The organism is Pseudomonas aestiva (assembly GCF_039908605.1).
Lineage (GTDB): Bacteria > Pseudomonadota > Gammaproteobacteria > Pseudomonadales > Pseudomonadaceae > Chryseomonas > Chryseomonas aestiva.
Genome location: NZ_CP150916.1, coordinates 2,919,040 through 2,936,246 on the forward strand (window position 1 = coordinate 2,919,040; position 17,207 = coordinate 2,936,246).

A 17,207-nucleotide genomic window follows, 5' to 3' on the forward strand; every position below is an offset into this window, starting at 1 on the left:
GCCTGATCGAAGCCCGACGCCCTATGCACCCTGATTCCCAGAGCCACGCCCGCGAGGCGCTGCTTAGCCTGCATCGCCAACTACAGGAAAACGCCAGGCGGCTGGGCACGGTGGACTGCGACGATCCGGACGTCCGCGCTGTCCTGCAGGCCGTGCAGGATCTCAATGAGCGGGTTGCCGACATGGTAGCCGAGACGGCCCTGCTGGCGCCCCTGCCGCTGGACCCGGGCGCAGGAAGCAGCGCTCACGACGCCACCGATCAGCGCTGATCCGCCGGACCTTTCTGCCTGAACGCGCCGCCGCCCTGCCCGGCGTTCGAAATACCAGACGGTGCGGCGCACGCCAATCGACAGAGCATCGGCAGACCAGGACGGCTGGCTGCGGAAACCGGGCCAGCGCGAAGACGCCTAGCGGCCGGCGTCCTTACCCGGCAGGCGCTGGAAGGCACGGGCCCATTCGAGCAGGGAATTTTCCTCGTCGGTACGATCGTCCACCCCACACTCTTCCAGCACGGTCACCACGCGATTCATGAAGTCTCGATCAACGCGCGCCTGCTCCATGATCCGGTCCAGATTCAGCTGACCGAGTTGCTGGAGGGTGGTCTGAAATTCCTTGTCTTCCATGCCCATGACGTCTGTCCCTGTAAGCACGGCTGCCGATCGCCGGCTGGCCTAGTGCTATCATCTTCCGCGGGGGCGTTATTCACATAACGGTTATCGCATGAAGTGTCAAGAATGATGACTGAGCGGCAGTTGGCAGCGCTTCGAGTTCGTCGACTCAGGGCTTCCGGTCGGCCCGCTCCTGGCGGCACTGGCGCTCAACCGAGCACCAGCGGCAGCACCAGAGCGGTAACGATCCCGAGCAGGATCATGCCCAGCGCCGAGAACGCCGCCGTCTCCTGGCTTTCCCGCAAGGCATGGGCGGTGCCTATGGCATGGCCGTTCATGCCGAGGGTCAGACCGCGGGCCGCGGGATCCTCGACCTTGAAGACCTTGAGCAGTGGCAGCGCCAGCGTGGTGCTGATGACGCCGGTCAGCATCACGATCACCGCGGTCAGCGGCGCGACGCCACCGAAATGATCCGCCAGGGGCAAGGCGATCGGCATGGTCACCGACTTCGGCAGCAGACTCATCAGCAGTGTCTCCGGCAGGCCGAACAGCCAGCCCAGGGCCAGGGTCAGGGAAACACCTACCACGCCGCCAACCGTGAGGGTTATCAGCAGCGGCGTGCAAAGTGCCGTCACGCGCTGGACGTTCTTGTAGAGCGGAACGGCGAGGCCCACGGTGGTGGGTCCGAGCAGCATCGAAAGCAAGCCGCTGGCGCTTCGATACCTGTCGTAGGGAATCCCGCCGATCAAGAGCACGGTCGCGACGATGGCGGTGGTGATCAGCACCGGTTGCAGCATGACCAGGCGCAGGCGCTGTTGCAGCACGAGCGCCAGTTGATAGGCCGCGAGCGTCAGGGACAGGGCGAGCAGGGAAGCGAGGGCCGGGTCAGACATGGTCTTTGTTTCTACCGATCAGGTACTGCAGCAGCCAGCCACACAGGGGCACGGTGACCAGCAGGGACAGGGCGATGACCAGCACCAGGCGCAACCACACCGAGGTCTCGAGGCCGCTGAAATCGACGATGCCAACCGCCGGCACCACGAGCATCAGGGGAAGATAACCAAGCAGATTGCCCGCCATCTTCTCCACCCCTTCGGGCACCCTGCGCAGCAGGATCAGCAGGGCGAAAAGCACGATGATCCCTATGACACTGGCCGGAATGCCGCCGATGAAATTCGTCATATAGGTGCCAAGCAGGTAGCAACCCACCAGTGTCAGGAAGCCCGTTACGTTCATAACCACCCCGAATGCCTTGTTATTCCAAACAGTCCGCACTATGCGCCCGCGCAGCTATGCCAGGCCCGCGCCAGCCGGACCGGTCCGTTGGCTGTCGCCCCTTCCGCAAGAGCGGTGATCACTGCCGGTCAGGCTGTCTGACGTTCCCCTGCTACGCGCGGCCTCACTATAGGCCCATCTGAAAATGGCTGGGCAAATCCATGCCGAGCTCAGCGAAAGATACCCATCCTGTTCGGCTCACTGCTGGGTTGGCGCCGCGATCCGCTTCGCCTTCTCCCTGACCTCGCAATCGGCTCGCCGGATATCCCGTCACGTTCCCTGAGCGAGACCTGTCGAGACGCCAGCCGGTCCGGGAAGACAACCAAGGCTGATGCAGCCACTAGCGCCTCACGCCGGTACCGCGCGCATGCCTTCGAAGATCAGGCGCGTGGTGTTGCGCACGGTGGCCGCGTGGCCTTCGCGATCCATCTCGTCACTGGCCGTCAGGCGCAGCAATTGCAGATGCGAGTAGTCGTTGAGCAGGAAGGCCGCCAGCTCCACGTCCAGATCGGCGCGCAGCTTGCCGGCGGTCTGCAGCTCGCGCAGCACCTTGGCGATCTCGTCCTGCAGGCCGCGGTTCATCTGCCGGTAGGCCTGGGGCAGACCGCTGTCGCCCCCCACCAGCACCAGCGGCAGCAATTCGCGCCAGAGGGCGGCGGGCAGGACGTCCAGCGCGTAGCTGACGAGCAGGTGTTCCAGGTGGCAGAGCGCATCGACGGGATCCGCGACGTCGCGGAGGTGCCGGCGCACGTCGATCAGGGCCCGGCGATCGGACTCCTTGATCATCTCCAGGATGATCTCGTGCTTGCTGCCGAAATACTTGAACACCGTGGGCGCCGAGACGCCGGCCTCGCGGGCGATCTGCTCGACGGTGGTCTCGCGAAAGCCCTGAAGCTGGAACAGCTTGACCGCCGCGGCCGAGATGGCGGTGCGGCGTAATTCCTTCTGACGTTCGCGTAGGCCGCTCACCGTCGCTCCTGATTCCCTTGGGGTGCGATGGAGAATAGCTGGCGGGGCTTGAGTATGAAAAATATTTTATTGACTAAATAAATTAACAGGGTTAATTATTTTCCCGTACCTGCTCTACGCAGGGCCACTGCCAGGATGAGTCTGATGAACCAGAGCCTCGACCGCTCCCTGGTTTCCCGGAATCGGGGAGTCAGCGAGATGTACGACCAACAAGAACAAGAGCCCGTACTGATGCAGGGTTTTCCGGCCGAGCCGGACCAGCGCGTGACCTGGGCCAACTGGATGTCACCGCCGTTCAATCGCTGGGGCTTTCGCAACCTGGCGCGCCTGCGCCCCACCATCGAGGTGGCTGCCGGGCCGCGATCGGACAGGGTGCTGGCCCATGCGCCCGTGGCCCTCGAAGCGCTGAGATTCCAGAGCAGCTGCGGCCGCAGCGTCAGCGCCCTCGACCATCTGCAGGCCAGCAAGACCGACGGCTTTCTGGTGCTGCACCAGGGCCGCGTGGTGTACGAGCGCTACTTCAACGGCCAGATCGCCACCGACCGTCACATCATGTTCTCGGTCACCAAGTCGCTGATCGGGGTGCTCGGCGAGCAACTCATCCACGACGGCGTGCTCGATGCCCAGGCGCCGACCCAGCATTACGTGCCGGAACTGGCCGGCAGCGCCTTCGGCGACGCCAGCGTCCGCCAGTTGCTCGACATGGCCGTGGGCGTCCACTACACCGAGCTCTACGACGATCCCACCTCGGCAAGCTCGCAGTACGGCTATGCCTGTGGCTTCAAACCGGCCCTGCCCGACTACGCCCAGTACGAATCCCTGTACCAGTACCTGCCGTCATTGCGCAAAAGGTGCGAGCACGGCGGCCTCTTCCATTACGTGACCGCCACCACCGAGGTCCTGGCCTGGGTGATGGAGCGCGCCAGCGGCCTGGGCTGCGCCGAACAGCTGCAACGGATCTGGCAGCACCTCGGCTGCGAGCGCGACGCCTACTTCATGGCCGATCCCTGGGGTCGCAGCGTCGCCGGTGCCGGCTTCAACGCCACCTTGCGCGACATGGGCCGCTTCGGCCTGATGCTGGCCAACGGCGGTCGGGTCGACGGGCAGCAGGTCATCGATCAGGCGGTAGTCGAGGCCATCGCGGCGGGCGGGGATCCGGCTATCTATGGCGTGCACCAGGACTTCGCCGACTGGACCCCGGGCGCCTCCTACCGCAGCCAGTGGTATGTCTTCAACGACGAAAGTCCGGCCATCATGGCCAGCGGTATCCACGGCCAGTACCTGTTCGTCGACCGCGCCGCCGACGTGGTGATCGTCAAGCAATCCTCACTACCCGAAGCGGTCACCGAACTGGACATCGATACCGTACGGCTGCTGCGCGCCATCGCCGCCCGACTGCGCGGCTGATCCATCCCTAACGAGATCGACGAGCGCCGGCCCGCCAGCGCTCCCACCTGCTGCGCCAGGTATTCGGTGGTCGCCTTGGCCACCCTTCACTGCCCTGTAATACAAGAAAAATAGTCAGGAGCTCTATATGTGCACAACCAAGCGCCTTCCCGGCGTGCTGCTGGCGCTCGGCCTGCCGCTGGCCAGCCAGCCGGCCCTGGCGGGCTATCCATTCGAAAACGAACACCTCAAAGGCGAGTTCAACCTGACGGCGGGCGCCGGTTCCATCACCACCCGGGGCGTCAATTTCGGCACCGGTCGCGTGGATGCCCGCAGCGGCAGGAACGACGGCAGCCGCATTGCCTGGCAGGAGTTCTACGTCAAGCCTGGCGTCACCCTCGACTATTCGCTCAGCGACAGGCTCCACCTGCTCGCCGGCGGCTCGGTGGTCGGCGCCACTACCCTTGGCGACGGCGATGCCGGTGGCTTCACCCGCAGCTCCGACGGCCGCTTCGCTCCGGAAGAAGGCTACGCCGGGGTACAGGCGGGTGACTGGAAATTCACCGCCGGCCGCCAGAACTTCATGGTCGGCACCGGCTTCATCGTCATGGACGGCAATCTCGATCTGTTCGGCGATGGCGCCTACTGGCTCGGTCCGCGCACCGCCTTCCGCGACTCGGCGATCCTGGCGTGGGGGCATGGCCCGGCCCAGGCACAGGCGTTCACCCTGCGCACCGACGATCACTATGGCGATTTCCGCCTGAGCGGCGCCAACCTGGATTACGACCTCGACGGCCAGGTGACCCTCGGCGCCCTGGCCATGACGGTCGATACCCTGGCCAGCAACAACAGCACCGCGGCACGCCGCGACGGCATGCGGGTGTACAACCTGCGGGCCCTGCGCGGTCACCTGCCGGGCCTGCCGAATCTCACCTTGAATGGCGAATACGCGGTGCAACGTGGTGGTGACGGCGCCCTCAGCTACGACGCCAGGGCCTGGTACGCCCAGGCCGACTACCAGTTCCAAGACCTGCCCCTCACGCCCACCCTCGGCTATCGCTACGCCGTCTTTTCCGGCGACGACAACCCGACCGACAACCGCCAGAAGGCCTGGGATCCGCTGAGCAAGGGTTTCACCGACTGGAGTACCTGGCTGATCGGCGACGTGGTGGGCAACTACCTGCTGTTCAACAGCAACGAGCGCGTCCAGCAGTTCTCGCTGAAGAACCGGCTCAGCGACGCCCTCACCCTGGGCGTCATCCACTACCAGTTCTGGCTCGACCAGGCCAACTTCCGCGGCGCCGCGGTCAGCGATCGGCGCTTCGCCGACGAGACCGCGGTGTACCTCGACTGGACGCCTAACCGGCAGTTCTACGGCTCGCTCTCGTACAACTGGGTGCAGGCCAGGTCGGCCGCCCGCCAGGCGTTCGGCGACAACGATCGCTTCAGCGCCCTCGAGCTGTATTTCACCTATCGCTACTGACCACCAGTCACCACAGCCCCCGTGGGGCACAGGAGAGCGTGATGAATACCAAGACACCAACCGGGATCGCCGTGCCGACGCTGGAATGGGTGCTGAGCCTGCAGGTGCTCATCGACCCGGCCGATGGCCTGGGCCCCTGCACGGATGGCCAGCGCAGCAACTATCGAATCACCGGCGGGCATTTCGAGGGCGTGAACGTACGCGGCGAAGTGGTCGCCGGCGGCGCGGACTTCTATCTGCTGCGCAGCGACGGCGTGGGCGAGCTGGACGCGCGCTACAGCCTGCGCAGCGACCAAGGCGAGTGGATCAACATCCACAACACCGGCCTCATCACCCTCAGCGACAGGGGGCAGGCGCAGGTCGCCCAGGGCCTCTGGCCGATCGCCGAGGAGGACTATCACTGCAGTTGCACACCGCGCTTCCAGGTGGCGAGCGGCAGACTCGACTGGCTGACCCGCAGCGTGATGATCGGCAAGGTGGGCTATCCCGCCGCCGACCAGGTGGCCATCCACTGCTATCGCCTCACCTGACCGGCCACCCCTCTTACAGCCAGGCTTTCTACTGAAGCGGCAGGCCACGTGGTGGCCGAGCCTGCAGGTAAACGACCATGACCATCGCCAAGCAAACCCTGGTGCGCGCCGCGTGCATCGCCATCGCCGCCGCCTCGATTCTCGTCATCGGCGTGCAGCCGATCTTCATCGGACTGCTGACCGAACGCCTCGACCTGACCCTGGCGCAGCAGAGCTGGACCCTGTCCGTCGAGATGTGCGGCTCCATCGTCGGGACGCTGCTGTACCTGCTGATGATCCGCTTCCTGGGGCCGCGCACCCTGGCCCTGAGCACGGCCCTGCTGCTGCTGTTCGCCAACGCCGCGACCGCCAGCGTCACCGCCCTCGATCCGCTACTGGCCTTGCGCGGCCTCTCGGGAATCTGCTCGGGGGTGCTCTACTCCTATGCCATCTACTGGCTGGGCAGCATGCCGGGCCAGGACAGGTCCTTCGGCATCCTGCTGTTCGTGCAGACCGCCCTGTTCGCCAGCAGCGCGGTGCTCATGCCGATGATCGCCGAGTGGCAGGGTTTCGCGGGGGCGATCTACTACCTGGCCGCCTGGTTCGCCCTGGTCTGTCTGCTGAGTCTCTGCCTGCCGGCCAGGCAGAGCCCGGAAGAGCGACAGGTCTCCTCCGCACCGCTGCGGTCCGGGCTGACGGTGATCGGCGTCTGCTCGCTGCTCGGCATGCTGTTCCTGCAGCTGTCGATCTACTCGCTGTGGGGCTTCGTCGAAGGCATCGCCCGCGATGCCGGGGTGGCACCGGTGGACATCGGCTGGGCGATCAGCATCGGTCTGCTCGGCGGCTTGCCCGGTGCGGCCCTGCCCAGCGTGGCCGGGCGCCATCTGGGCCGCGTGCCGATGATCCTCACCGGCTCCCTGGCCGTGCTCGGCGCCATCTATCTGCTGGCCACGCGCATCCACACGGCGGCGGATCTCATGCTCGCGGTGTTCCTGATGAACTTCGGCTGGAACCTGGCGTTGTCCTACTACATGTCCTCGGTCGTGACCCATGATCCGAGCGGGCGCCTGACCAAGCTGGTCGGCGTGGTGCAGGTCGCCTCGGCCGCCGCGGCGCCGACCCTGCTGAGTCTGCTCATCGAAGGCAACGACCGGCGCAGTCTCTTCGTGCTGTCGGCGGGCGCCATCCTGATCGGCTGCGTCCTGGTGCTCGTCATGCTGTCCTGGGGACGCCGCCAGGTGCCGGGCAAGGCGCTGGACTGCTCTGTGTGAGCGGTGCGCGCACGCAGGGGCCGCGCGAATATCACGGCCGGCCGTGCGGCCAGGCGACAACTTCCATGACCGATTTGTCATCACCCGGTCAGCCTGGCGTCCCCCCTGTCCTCCTAGAGTGGTCCGGTCAGCGACTCGCTACCCACCCCTTCAAGAGGACTCTCCATGAAAGCGCTCCTGCTCGGTCTTTTCGGTCTGCTCGCCACCGGCTCCGCCCTGGCTGCTCCCGACCATCCCGCCCTGATCCATGACCAGCCCGGTTTCTTCGTCCCGCTCGACGTCGACAGGGTCGTCAGCCAGACCGACCTGGACGCCCAGTGCGGGATCGTGCCGGCCCGCCTCGATTATCTGGATCACGCCGGCCGGGAGCATGAACTGGACTATCTGGTGTCTGGCAATGGCTGCTACAACCAGAATTGAGGCGTTATTCGAACCGGTACCGAAGCGCGGCGGCCACCGTCGCGCTAGCCGAGAGGCCTTCTGCATCGTCCTCTTCTGCCCCCGGAACCCAGGAATATCGGGCGGGTAGAGAACGCAACGGATCGGCGGACGGACCGCTAGAAGAACCGATAGGCCTTGGCCAGCGCCCGCTCCAGCACGGCGATGCAGGCGTGGTCGTCCGCATAGGACAGGAACTGGCGCTGAACATCGGCCTGGGCCTCGGCCAGCCGCGTCTTGCGCTCGGCCAGCTCATCTTCCAGCACCAAGGTGCTCATACCGCCCAGATCACAGCAGGGGGTGGGGCCATTCATAGAAAACTCCGGACAGAAGTGCAGACTGCGTCATCAGACAAGTTTTTGAGATTTGGTTCACAAATCTTAGCGAATCTCATTGTTGCTGAAAGGTGAGTTTCGACCTGAGGTTGTCCAGCCCCCGAGCTAGAGCGTCTGCCCCGAGACTTCCGCACCCTGCACCCGCTATCAGCGAGGCAAAAGCTATACAATTCGGCGCCCTAATCGAGCTGTGAAGATACATGCGCCTTTTGCTTTCGCTTCTCCTGACCACACTGGTGGCCTCCTCCGCGCTCGCCGCAGCGCCCGATACCTTTGTCGAGGCCAAGGTAATCGCCAGACAAAAAGTCTATTTCGATCAGAACACCAGCGCCCAGGGCGACCTCTATTGCGGCTGCAAGTGGGAGTGGGTCGGCAAGTCCGGGGGACGGCTCGATGCCGCCTCCTGCGGCTTCCAGGCGCGCAAGCAGGAAACCCGCGGCGAACGCACCGAGTGGGAGCACATCGTGCCGGCCTGGACCTTCGGTCATCAGCGCCAGTGCTGGCAGAACGGCGGACGGGAACACTGCGTGGCGGATGACCCGGTGTTCCGCGCCATGGAGGCCGACCTCTTCAACCTCTACCCCGCCGTGGGCGAGGTGAATGGTGACCGGGCCAATTTCAACTACGGCATGGCCCAGGGCGTGCAGCCGCAATACGGCCGGTGCACGACCAAGGTCGACTTCCAGGAACGCGCCGCCGAACCGCGCGACGAGGTCAAGGGCCTGGTCGCCCGGGTCACCTTCTATATGTTCGATCGCTACGGCCTGAACATGTCGCGCCAGCAGCAACAACTGCTGATGGCCTGGGACAAGCAGCAACCGGTCACCGCCTGGGAGCGCGAACGGGACAGCCGCATCGCCGCGGTGATGGGCCATGGCAACCCCTTCGTGTCCGGCGAGCGGCACTGGACGCTGGGCTACCAGCCGGTTGGCGAAGGAATCGTCAGCCCCCTGCCGGCAGCCAAGCCAGCGCCGTCAGCACCGGTCAGGAGCGATAGCCCCGCCGCGGCCGGCCAGGGCGCGATCATCGGCAACCGCAACAGTCACGTCTATCACCTGCCGCAAGGCTGCCCGAGCTACGCCCAGGTGGCGCCGAAGAACCAGGTCAAGTTCGCCTCCGAAGCCGAGGCGAAGGCGGCGGGCTTCACCAAGGCGGGCAACTGCGCGCCCTGATCGCCAGCCCCGGGCGCTGACCGGCAGCACCCAGGGGTCCTGAGCCGCTTCGGCAGTTACTGCCCCTTGGACAGCTCCACCAGCATCCGCGTGAGCAGATAGATGCGCGGCGTCACGCTGTCCAGTTCCACGTATTCCTCGGGCGTGTGCAGCTTGCCGCCGACGATGCCGAAGCCGTCCAGGGTGGGCACGCCGGCACCGGCGGCGATGCTGGCATCCGCGGCGCCACCGCTGCCTTCGACGGTCAGGGTGCGGCCCAGCTCGCCATAGATGCCCTGGGCCATGGCCAGCAGCCGATCGCTCGCCGCGGTCTGCGGCATCGGTGGCAGGCCACGCTCCAGCCGAGTGGTCACCTCGGTGTCGGGGATCTGCTTGTTGGCAGAGATCCGCGCCAGGTCCTTTTCCACCCGGTCGAATTCCTCGGGCAGCGCAGCGCGGACGTCGGCCTTAGCGACGGCGTGATCGGGAATCACGTTGATGCGCTCGCCCGCCTCGATCACGGTGAAGTTGACCGAGGTCTTCTTCTCCGCATCGCCCAGGTCGCCCAGCTGCAGCACCTGGTGCGCGACTTCGGTGGCGGCGTTACGCCCCAGCTCCGGAGACACGCCGGCATGGGACGCCTTGCCCTTGACCTCCACCACGGCGGTGGCGCTGCCCTTGCGCCACACCACCAGGCCATCGGCCGGCCGACCCGGCTCAAGATTCAGCGTCACATCATGCTGCTTGGCGGTGCTGGCGATCAGCTCGGTGGCGGCCTGGGAGCCGGTTTCCTCGCTGGCATCCAGCAACAGGGTGATCTGCCCGTAGTCCTTGAAGTCGAGCTTCTTGAGAATCTCCAGCGCCGCCAGGGCGACCACGATGCCGCCCTTGTCGTCGGACACGCCCGGACCATAGGCGCGCTTTTCATCGGTGCGATACGGCCGGGCCTTGGCCGTGCCCTCCTTGAACACCGTGTCCATGTGCGCCAGCAGGAGAATCTTCGCCTTGCCGCTGCCCTTGAGCGTGGCGACCAGGTGCTTGCTCTGGTCCGGCGCGGTGTTGGGCACCTCTTGCACCGTGGCGCCGAGTTTCTGCAATTCCGCGCTGACGAGCTTGCCCACTTCGGTGAGGCCGGGCGCGTAGCCGGACCCCGAGTCGATGTTCACCAGTTGCTCCAGCAACGTGAGCGTCGGCGCCTTGGCCTGTTCCGCGGCGGTCTGGATGCGCGCGTCGAGCGCGGCACTGGCGGGCAGGGCGATACAGCAGGTGAGAACGGCAGCGAGGGTGGTGCGCAAGAACGGAGCGGACATCGGACTTTCCTTGTTGGCCTTGTTGGATTAGTCAGACAACTGTAGTCGCAACAAGGACATAGGGGAAACCGGAGCATTTTCCCGGCCGTCCCGGGTAGAGGGTCCAGCCGTTGTCACGGAAGGACCTGGCCGGTCCCGGGCTTCGTCAGCTACCTGGTGGCCCCGCGGGCCAGCGGGATGCGCCTTCTTCCCGCCGCTGCAAAGCCCAGCCGCCGGACGGCATGCCCAGCGCCCCGGCGCGTCCCCGAGCCGGAGGCCCCGTGCCTCATTTTCAGGCACGGACTGCCGCGCGGGCCCAAGGCGTCTGGCGCCGACCTTTCCTCTGGCGTCCCCGCCGTGCAGCCCCGTCCGCAACCCTGCCAAGGCGGCTTCCGCGGCAATCCTCCGCACGATTTTGGAGCAAAAAATCCAATAACATTTACCATTGAATAAAACAATTCACTGCCTTACTCTCGATTCGACGTTGTAAGGAAAAGCCACTGACAGCACCGGAAAATAGGGAGTGAAGATGAAAGCGAAGATAGCGTTGGGCTTGCTCATGACCGCCGCAGTAGCCCTGCCCGCCTGGTCAGCCGACTGGACGGTGGGGGCCAACGTCGGCAACGTGCCCTGGGAGTTTCAGGACGCCAAGGGCGACTTCGTCGGCTTCGAAGTCGATGTGGTGAAGGAAGTGGCGAAGCGGGCCGGCAAGAGCGTGGATTTCGTCAACATTCCCTTCAACGGGCTGTTCAGCGCGGTGCAATCGAAACGCGTCGACATCGCGATCTCGTCCATCACCATCACGCCCAAGCGCCTGGAATCGGTCGCCTTCGCCCAACCCTACTTCGACAGCGACCAGTCGCTGACCGCCCTGACCAAATCCAAGGTGAAGAGCCTTGAGGACATGAAGGGCAAGGTCGTCGGTGTCGATACCGGCTCCACCGGCGACATGTGGATCGGCCAGCACCAGAACGAGTACAGGTTCGCCGACGTCTCGCGTTACGAGGGACTGTCACCGGCCATGCTGGACCTGGGCTCCGGGCGCATCGATGGCTACCTGAGCGATATCCCCGCCGTGCTCTACTACATCAAGGACAAGCCGCAATTCACCATCGTCGCCCGCATTCCCACGGGTGAACGCTATTCGCTGATGCACGCCAAGGGCTGGCCCATGAGCGATCAGGTCAACGACATCATCAGCAAGATGAAGGAAGACGGCACCCTGGGCGCCATCCACAAACAGTGGTTCGGTACCGAGGCCGCCAAGGAGTCGAGCACCCTGAAGGTCTCCGCCGCGCCCAAGTAAGCCCTGCCGCTGCTGCAGGCCCAGGGCGAGGTTCGTTCGCCCTGGGCCGTGACCGAGGTATCCCATGGATCTTCTGCAAACCTTCTTCAACTGGAACGTGCTGGTCGAATCGCTGCCCCTGATGATCCGGGGCCTGGGCGTGACCGTTCTGCTGGGCCTCGTGAGTATCGTCCTGGGTCTGGTCGGCGGGCTGTTGCTGGCCCTGCTGCGTCTGTATTCCTACGCGCCGGTGCGGCTGCTGGCGCGGATCTACATCGACATCATGAGGTCCATCCCGCTGCTGGTCCTGCTGGTCCTGATCTATTACGCGCTGCCCTTCGTCGGGATCCGCCTGTCTTCCTTCGCGGCAGCGGCCAGCGCGCTTTCCCTCGTGTCCTGCGCCTACAGCGCCGAGATCTTTCGCTCGGGCATCGAAGCCATTCCCCGCGGTCAGTTCGAGGCGTCGGCCGCCCAGGGCATGAGCTTCTTCAACACCATGCGCGACGTCGTGTTGCCCCAGGCGATCCGCATCGTGCTGCCGCCCATGACCAGCAACTGCATCAACGTCATGAAGGACACCGCCCTCGCCTCGGTGGTGGCGATGCCCGACCTGCTCAAGCAGGCGACCCAGGCCCAGGCCCTGGCGGCCAACCCGACCCCGCTGGTGGGCGCCGCCCTGCTCTATCTGCTGCTGCTGTTGCCCATGGTGCAACTGGTCAGCTGGGTCGAAAGACGTAATGGCGCGGGAGGCAAGACCGCATGAACACCCTGATCGACATCGAACACCTCGACAAGTACTACGGCAATTTCCAGGCGCTGAGCGACATCAACCTGCAGGTCGAGGAAGGCGAGGTGGTGGTCATCCTCGGCCCGTCCGGCTCCGGCAAGTCGACGCTGATCCGCTGCATCAACCTGCTGGAAAACTACCAGCAGGGCCATATTCGCGTCGCGGGCGAACGGGTCGAGAACGGGCCGCGCCTCGCCGGTATCCGCAGCGAAGTGGGCATGGTCTTCCAGAGCTTCAACCTCTATCCGCACCTGAGCGTCCTCGACAACGTGTCGCTGGCGCCGATCCGGGTACGCGGCTTGCACCGGCGCGAGGTCCATGCCCGCGCGCGGGATCTGCTGGTCAAGGTCGGCATGGGCGATCACGCCCACAAGTACCCAAGCCAGTTGTCCGGTGGCCAGCAGCAACGGGTCGCCATCGCCCGCACCATGGCCATGGAGCCGCGCGCCATCCTCTTCGACGAGCCCACCTCGGCGCTGGACCCGGAGATGGTCGGCGAGGTGCTCGACGTCATGCAGAACCTGGCCCGCTCCGGCGTCACCATGGTCGTGGTGACCCATGAGATGGGCTTCGCCCGGCGCGTCGCCGATCGGGTGATCTTCATGGAAAGCGGTCGCATCGTCGAACAGAACACCCCGGAACCCTTCTTTACCGCCCCTCAGGAACCCCGCACCCGGGCCTTCCTGCAGGCCATCCTGCACCACTGATCCTGGCTGGAGAGAGTCGCGTGAATTCCCTCGATATCGCATACGTTCGCAAGCAGTTTCCCGGTCTGGCCGACGACTACGTCTTCATGGACAACGCCGGCGGTTCCCTGGTGTTGCAAGGGGTCGCCGAGCGGGTGGCCGACTATCTGCTCAACAGCAGCGTCCAGCTGGGCGCCTCCTACCCGCCCTCGGTCGCGGCCGGCGAGCGCGTGATGCAGGCGCGTCGTTCGGTCATGCAGCTGATCAACGCGGCCCATCCCGACGAAGTCATCATGGGCGGCTCGACCACCCACCTGCTGCAGATACTCTGCCGCGCCATCGCACTCTCGATCGCGCCCGGTGATGAAATCATCGTCACCAACTGCGACCACGAAGCCAACATCGGCCCCTGGGTCCGGCTCTGCGAAGACCGCGGCGCCACCCTGCGCGTCTGGCAGGTCGATCCCGACAGCCTCGAACTGGAACTGGACGACCTGCAGGCGCTGCTCGGCGACAAGACCCGCTATGTGGCCGTGACCCACGCCTCCAACATCCTCGGCTCGATCAATCCCGTCGCCGAGATCGCCCGCCGCGTCCATGCGGTGGGCGCGCAGCTGTGCGTGGACGCGGTGGCCTATGCGCCGCACCGGCTGGTCGATGTGCAGGCCAGCGGCGCCGACTTCTATGTCTACAGCTTCTACAAGACCTTCGGCCCGCACTTAGCCGTGCTCTGGGGCCGTCGCGACCTGCTGCTGGAATTTCCCAGCCTCAACCACTTCTTCATCGGCCAGGACGTGGTGCCCTACAAACTGCAGCCCGGCAACGTCAACTACGAGCTGTCCTTCGGCTGCATCGGCATCTCCGACTATTTGCTCGACATCGGCGACCGTCTTGGCGTCCAGGGTAGCGAGCGCGAGCGAATGCAGGCAGCATTCGACGCCTTCGAGATCCAGGAAGATGCCCTGGCCGAGCGACTGCTGGGCTTTCTGCGCCAGCGCCCCGGGGTTCGGGTCATCGGCAAGACCGGCGTCCAGGCGCGTGTACCCACCATCAGCTTTGTGGTGGAAGGGGTGCGCTCGGAAGCCGTGGTGCTCAAGGTCGACGAGCAGCGCATCGGTATCCGCTTCGGCGACTTCTATGCGCGACGCCTGATCGAGGCCCTTGGCCTGGCGCCCCTAGGTGGAGTGGTGCGGGTGTCCCTGGCGCACTACAACACGCTCGAAGAGATCGATCGCCTCATCACCGCGCTGGATCAGGCAATCACCGAATTGCGCTGACCGGCGCCTCTCCTTTCCCTCTGCCGAGCGTTTTTCATGGCCTTACCGGAAACCCTTGCGGAGCTGCGCGACTGTATAGCCGCCCAGCACGAGCACCTGTCGGAGCGGCTGCGCGACGCGGCCCGCTTCCTCATCGACAATCCGCACGAGATCGCCCTCAGCACGGTCGCCGAGCTGGGCCGGCGCTCCAACATCGCCCCGACGGCTTACATCCGCCTGGCCCAGGCGCTGGGCTTCGCCGGCTTCAAGGATCTGCAGCGGCTGTTTCGCGCGCCGCTGCAACAGGCCGCCGATACCCACAGCGAGCGCATCCGGCATTACGGCGGGGAAAAGCTGCTGGACGATCCCAGCGACGTCGGCGCCATCCTGCGGGAATTCAGCCAGGCCAATATCGTGTCCCTGGAACACCTGGCGGAAGGCGACCAGCAGGCCAACATCGAAGCCGCCATCGCCCACCTGCAGGTCGCGCGCATCACCTTCGTCATCGGCCTGCGCCGGGCCTTCCCGGTGGCCGCCTACCTGAGCTACGCCCTGAGCCGGGTGGGCCGCCGCGCCGTACAGATCAGCGGCGGTGGCGGCACCCTGCCGGAACAGGTCAGCGCCATCGCCCATGACGATCTGCTGATCGCCGTGAGTTTTCCGCCCTACGCCAGGGATACCGTCGAGGCCTGCCGGCAGGCGCGCGAGGCGGGTGTGACGCTGGTGGCCATCACCGACACCGTGCTGAGCCCGATCGGCAAAATGGCGGAGACGGTCATAGAGGTCAACGATGCGGAGCTGCTCGGCTTTCGCTCCCTCACCGCCTCCTTCTGCATCGCCCAGACCCTGGCCATGGGACTCGCCTTCAGCCAGGGCGATACCGATGGCACCTTCGATCATGAACGACTGAAGGACATCGACTGCTGAGCCCCTGCGCTCACCTTGTAGTTCACAACTAGCACTTCAGGAGTAGACCCCGATGCTGTCACCTGCACGCGATTTGGTGGGTTATGGAAGACAACGCCCGCAAGGTACCTGGCCCAACGGCGCCCGTCTGGCCATCAGCCTGGTGATCAACTACGAGGAAGGCTCCGAGCGCTCGCTCGCCATGGGCGATCCGGACCAGGAGTCGATGACCGAATGGGGCAGCTACGCCATCCCCGCCGGCACCCGCAACCTGGCCATGGAATCCATGTATGAATACGGCTCCCGCGTCGGCATCTGGCGGATCCTCGATATCCTCGACGAACAGGCGGTGCGCGCGACCTTCCATGCCTGTGCGGTGGCCTTCGAACAGAATCCCGAGGTCGCCAAGGCGGCCGTCGCCGGTGGCCACGAGATCTGCAGCCATGGTTATCGCTGGGAAGAAGTCTTTCGCCTGAGCGAAGAAGAAGAGCGCGAGCACATCCGCCTCGCCGTCGAATCCTTCGAACGCACCTGTGGCAAGCGGCCGGTCGGCTGGTATTGCCGCTATGGCGCCAGCATCCACACCCGCCGGCTGGTGGCCGAGGAAGGCGGCTTCCTCTACGACTCCGACGCCTACAACGACGACGTTCCCTATTTCGTCGAGGTCGAGGGCAGGCGCCATCTCGTCGTGCCCTACACCGCCGACGTCAACGACTTCCGCTACTGGAACTCGCCCGGCCTGTCCCAGGCCTCGGACTTCTTCGAATACATGAAGGAAAGCTTCGAGGTCCTCTACGAGGACTCCGCGACCGGACCACGCATGATGTCGATCGGCCTGCACCCGCGCATGGTCGGCCGCCCCGGCCGGGTCCGGGCGATCAAGAGATTCATCGAATACGCCAGGCAGTCCGAGGGGGTGTGGTTCGCGACCCGCGAAGAGATCGCCCGCGCCTGGCTGGAAAGGGCTGACGGCTAGGCTGATCCCAGCGCGTCTGGAGGCGCCTTGGCGGTCTCCGCGCTGTCGTCACCGTCCGGACGCGATGACGACAGCCGTCCCGGGGACAAGGGGACCGCCGCGTGCCGGCGACTAGCGGGGTGCCGCTTCAGAACCGCGCGATCAGGACGACCCCGGCGATCATCAGGAGCGCGCCCAGCAGCCGCCAGCCGTTGACCGCATGCTGTTCCATGGAAAACAGGCCGAAGTGATCGATGGCCAGGCTGGCGATGAGGTTGGCGGTGATGGTGACGCCGTTCACCGGCGCCGCGCCGAGGCGTTGGATGAACAGCAGACCGGCGAATACCGCTACCGCGCCGGCGATGCCACCCAGGGGCGCCCACCAGGGCATGTCGCCGAGCTGGCTCACCGAGGGCAGCGGCCTGGGCATGCAGATGAACAGCCCGATCGCGACGAAGGTGACCATCACGAAGGACACCGAGGTCGCCAGCCAGGGATTGACCAGCGCCTTGTTGAGCGAGCCGTTCATGGCCGCACCGGCAGCCTGCAGGAATCCGGCAACGACGATAAGGATATAAGCCCAGTTCGCAGTATTCATCAGGAGTCGTCTCGGAGCGG

20 protein-coding genes are annotated in these 17,207 nt (G+C 65.3%); 13 read left to right on the forward strand and 7 right to left on the reverse strand.

Features of this window, described 5'->3' with window-relative positions; genetic code table 11:
- Nucleotides 1–23: 23 nt before the first annotated feature.
- Nucleotides 24–269, forward strand: a complete 246-nt coding sequence (locus tag AABM56_RS13635; protein ID WP_347883377.1) for a hypothetical protein — start codon at nt 24–26, stop codon at nt 267–269.
- A 138-nt stretch (nt 270–407) separates the two neighbouring features.
- On the opposite strand, the gene AABM56_RS13640 is transcribed toward AABM56_RS13635, so the two are convergent.
- From AABM56_RS13640 to AABM56_RS13655, 4 genes are all read right to left on the reverse strand, one after another.
- Nucleotides 408–629, reverse strand: coding sequence for a hypothetical protein (locus AABM56_RS13640; protein ID WP_133860976.1), 222 nt, complete (start codon nt 627–629; stop codon nt 408–410).
- Between the two features lie 188 nt (nt 630–817).
- The gene (locus AABM56_RS13645) at nt 818–1,501 is read right to left on the reverse strand and encodes an LrgB family protein (RefSeq protein ID WP_187979580.1); all 684 of its coding nucleotides are present in this window, start codon (nt 1,499–1,501) and stop codon (nt 818–820) included.
- The gene (locus AABM56_RS13650; RefSeq protein ID WP_273862194.1) at nt 1,494–1,844 is read right to left on the reverse strand and encodes a CidA/LrgA family protein; all 351 of its coding nucleotides are present in this window, start codon (nt 1,842–1,844) and stop codon (nt 1,494–1,496) included. The genes AABM56_RS13645 and AABM56_RS13650 overlap by 8 nt, the downstream gene beginning before the upstream one ends.
- Nucleotides 1,845–2,231: 387 nt before the next feature.
- The gene (locus AABM56_RS13655; protein ID WP_347883378.1) at nt 2,232–2,852 is read right to left on the reverse strand and encodes a helix-turn-helix domain-containing protein; all 621 of its coding nucleotides are present in this window, start codon (nt 2,850–2,852) and stop codon (nt 2,232–2,234) included.
- Nucleotides 2,853–3,050: 198 nt separating this feature from the next.
- Here AABM56_RS13655 and AABM56_RS13660 point away from each other — a divergent pair, with 198 nt between their 5' ends.
- From AABM56_RS13660 to AABM56_RS13680, 5 genes are all read left to right on the forward strand, one after another.
- Complete coding sequence (locus tag AABM56_RS13660; RefSeq protein ID WP_347883379.1) at nt 3,051–4,259, forward strand: serine hydrolase; 1,209 nt, start codon at nt 3,051–3,053, stop codon at nt 4,257–4,259.
- A gap of 127 nt (nt 4,260–4,386) precedes the next feature.
- Nucleotides 4,387–5,721: an alginate export family protein gene (locus tag AABM56_RS13665; protein WP_347883380.1), complete on the forward strand. Its 1,335-nt coding sequence runs from the start codon at nt 4,387–4,389 to the stop codon at nt 5,719–5,721.
- 41 nt (nt 5,722–5,762) lie between these two features.
- Nucleotides 5,763–6,251 (forward strand): DUF3237 domain-containing protein, encoded by a 489-nt coding sequence (locus AABM56_RS13670; protein WP_347883381.1) that lies wholly within the window; start codon nt 5,763–5,765, stop codon nt 6,249–6,251.
- A 77-nt stretch (nt 6,252–6,328) separates the two neighbouring features.
- Nucleotides 6,329–7,501, forward strand: a complete 1,173-nt coding sequence (locus tag AABM56_RS13675; RefSeq protein WP_347883382.1) for an MFS transporter — start codon at nt 6,329–6,331, stop codon at nt 7,499–7,501.
- 165 nt (nt 7,502–7,666) lie between these two features.
- On the forward strand, nt 7,667–7,921 hold the full coding sequence (locus AABM56_RS13680; RefSeq protein WP_347883383.1) for a DUF2790 domain-containing protein: 255 nt from the start codon (nt 7,667–7,669) through the stop codon (nt 7,919–7,921).
- 137 nt (nt 7,922–8,058) lie between these two features.
- On the opposite strand, the gene AABM56_RS13685 is transcribed toward AABM56_RS13680, so the two are convergent.
- Nucleotides 8,059–8,253 carry a hypothetical protein gene (locus tag AABM56_RS13685; protein ID WP_187979588.1) on the reverse strand — a complete coding sequence of 65 codons (195 nt, stop codon included), beginning with the start codon at nt 8,251–8,253 and terminating at the stop codon, nt 8,059–8,061.
- 221 nt (nt 8,254–8,474) lie between these two features.
- Between AABM56_RS13685 and AABM56_RS13690 the strand changes: the two genes are divergently transcribed.
- Complete coding sequence (locus AABM56_RS13690; RefSeq protein ID WP_347883384.1) at nt 8,475–9,446, forward strand: endonuclease; 972 nt, start codon at nt 8,475–8,477, stop codon at nt 9,444–9,446.
- Between the two features lie 56 nt (nt 9,447–9,502).
- On the opposite strand, the gene AABM56_RS13695 is transcribed toward AABM56_RS13690, so the two are convergent.
- Nucleotides 9,503–10,735 (reverse strand): glutamate carboxypeptidase, encoded by a 1,233-nt coding sequence (locus AABM56_RS13695; RefSeq protein ID WP_347883385.1) that lies wholly within the window; start codon nt 10,733–10,735, stop codon nt 9,503–9,505.
- Between the two features lie 508 nt (nt 10,736–11,243).
- Here AABM56_RS13695 and AABM56_RS13700 point away from each other — a divergent pair.
- The 6 genes from AABM56_RS13700 (at nt 11,244) to AABM56_RS13725 (ending at nt 16,610) form a co-directional block, all read left to right on the forward strand.
- Nucleotides 11,244–12,020 (forward strand): transporter substrate-binding domain-containing protein, encoded by a 777-nt coding sequence (locus tag AABM56_RS13700; protein ID WP_133860988.1) that lies wholly within the window; start codon nt 11,244–11,246, stop codon nt 12,018–12,020.
- A 64-nt stretch (nt 12,021–12,084) separates the two neighbouring features.
- Nucleotides 12,085–12,762 carry an amino acid ABC transporter permease gene (locus AABM56_RS13705; RefSeq protein ID WP_133860989.1) on the forward strand — a complete coding sequence of 226 codons (678 nt, stop codon included), beginning with the start codon at nt 12,085–12,087 and terminating at the stop codon, nt 12,760–12,762.
- On the forward strand, nt 12,759–13,493 hold the full coding sequence (locus AABM56_RS13710) for an amino acid ABC transporter ATP-binding protein (RefSeq protein ID WP_347883386.1): 735 nt from the start codon (nt 12,759–12,761) through the stop codon (nt 13,491–13,493). Before AABM56_RS13705 ends, AABM56_RS13710 begins: the two co-directional genes overlap by 4 nt.
- Nucleotides 13,494–13,513: 20 nt before the next feature.
- On the forward strand, nt 13,514–14,749 hold the full coding sequence (locus AABM56_RS13715) for a cysteine desulfurase-like protein (protein WP_347883387.1): 1,236 nt from the start codon (nt 13,514–13,516) through the stop codon (nt 14,747–14,749).
- Between the two features lie 36 nt (nt 14,750–14,785).
- Nucleotides 14,786–15,655, forward strand: coding sequence for a MurR/RpiR family transcriptional regulator (locus tag AABM56_RS13720; protein WP_347883388.1), 870 nt, complete (start codon nt 14,786–14,788; stop codon nt 15,653–15,655).
- Between the two features lie 52 nt (nt 15,656–15,707).
- Complete coding sequence (locus tag AABM56_RS13725; RefSeq protein ID WP_187979593.1) at nt 15,708–16,610, forward strand: allantoinase PuuE; 903 nt, start codon at nt 15,708–15,710, stop codon at nt 16,608–16,610.
- Between the two features lie 127 nt (nt 16,611–16,737).
- Here the strand turns inward: AABM56_RS13725 and AABM56_RS13730 are convergent, their stop codons facing one another.
- The gene (locus tag AABM56_RS13730; protein ID WP_133860994.1) at nt 16,738–17,187 is read right to left on the reverse strand and encodes a DMT family transporter; all 450 of its coding nucleotides are present in this window, start codon (nt 17,185–17,187) and stop codon (nt 16,738–16,740) included.
- Nucleotides 17,188–17,207: the final 20 nt, after the last annotated feature.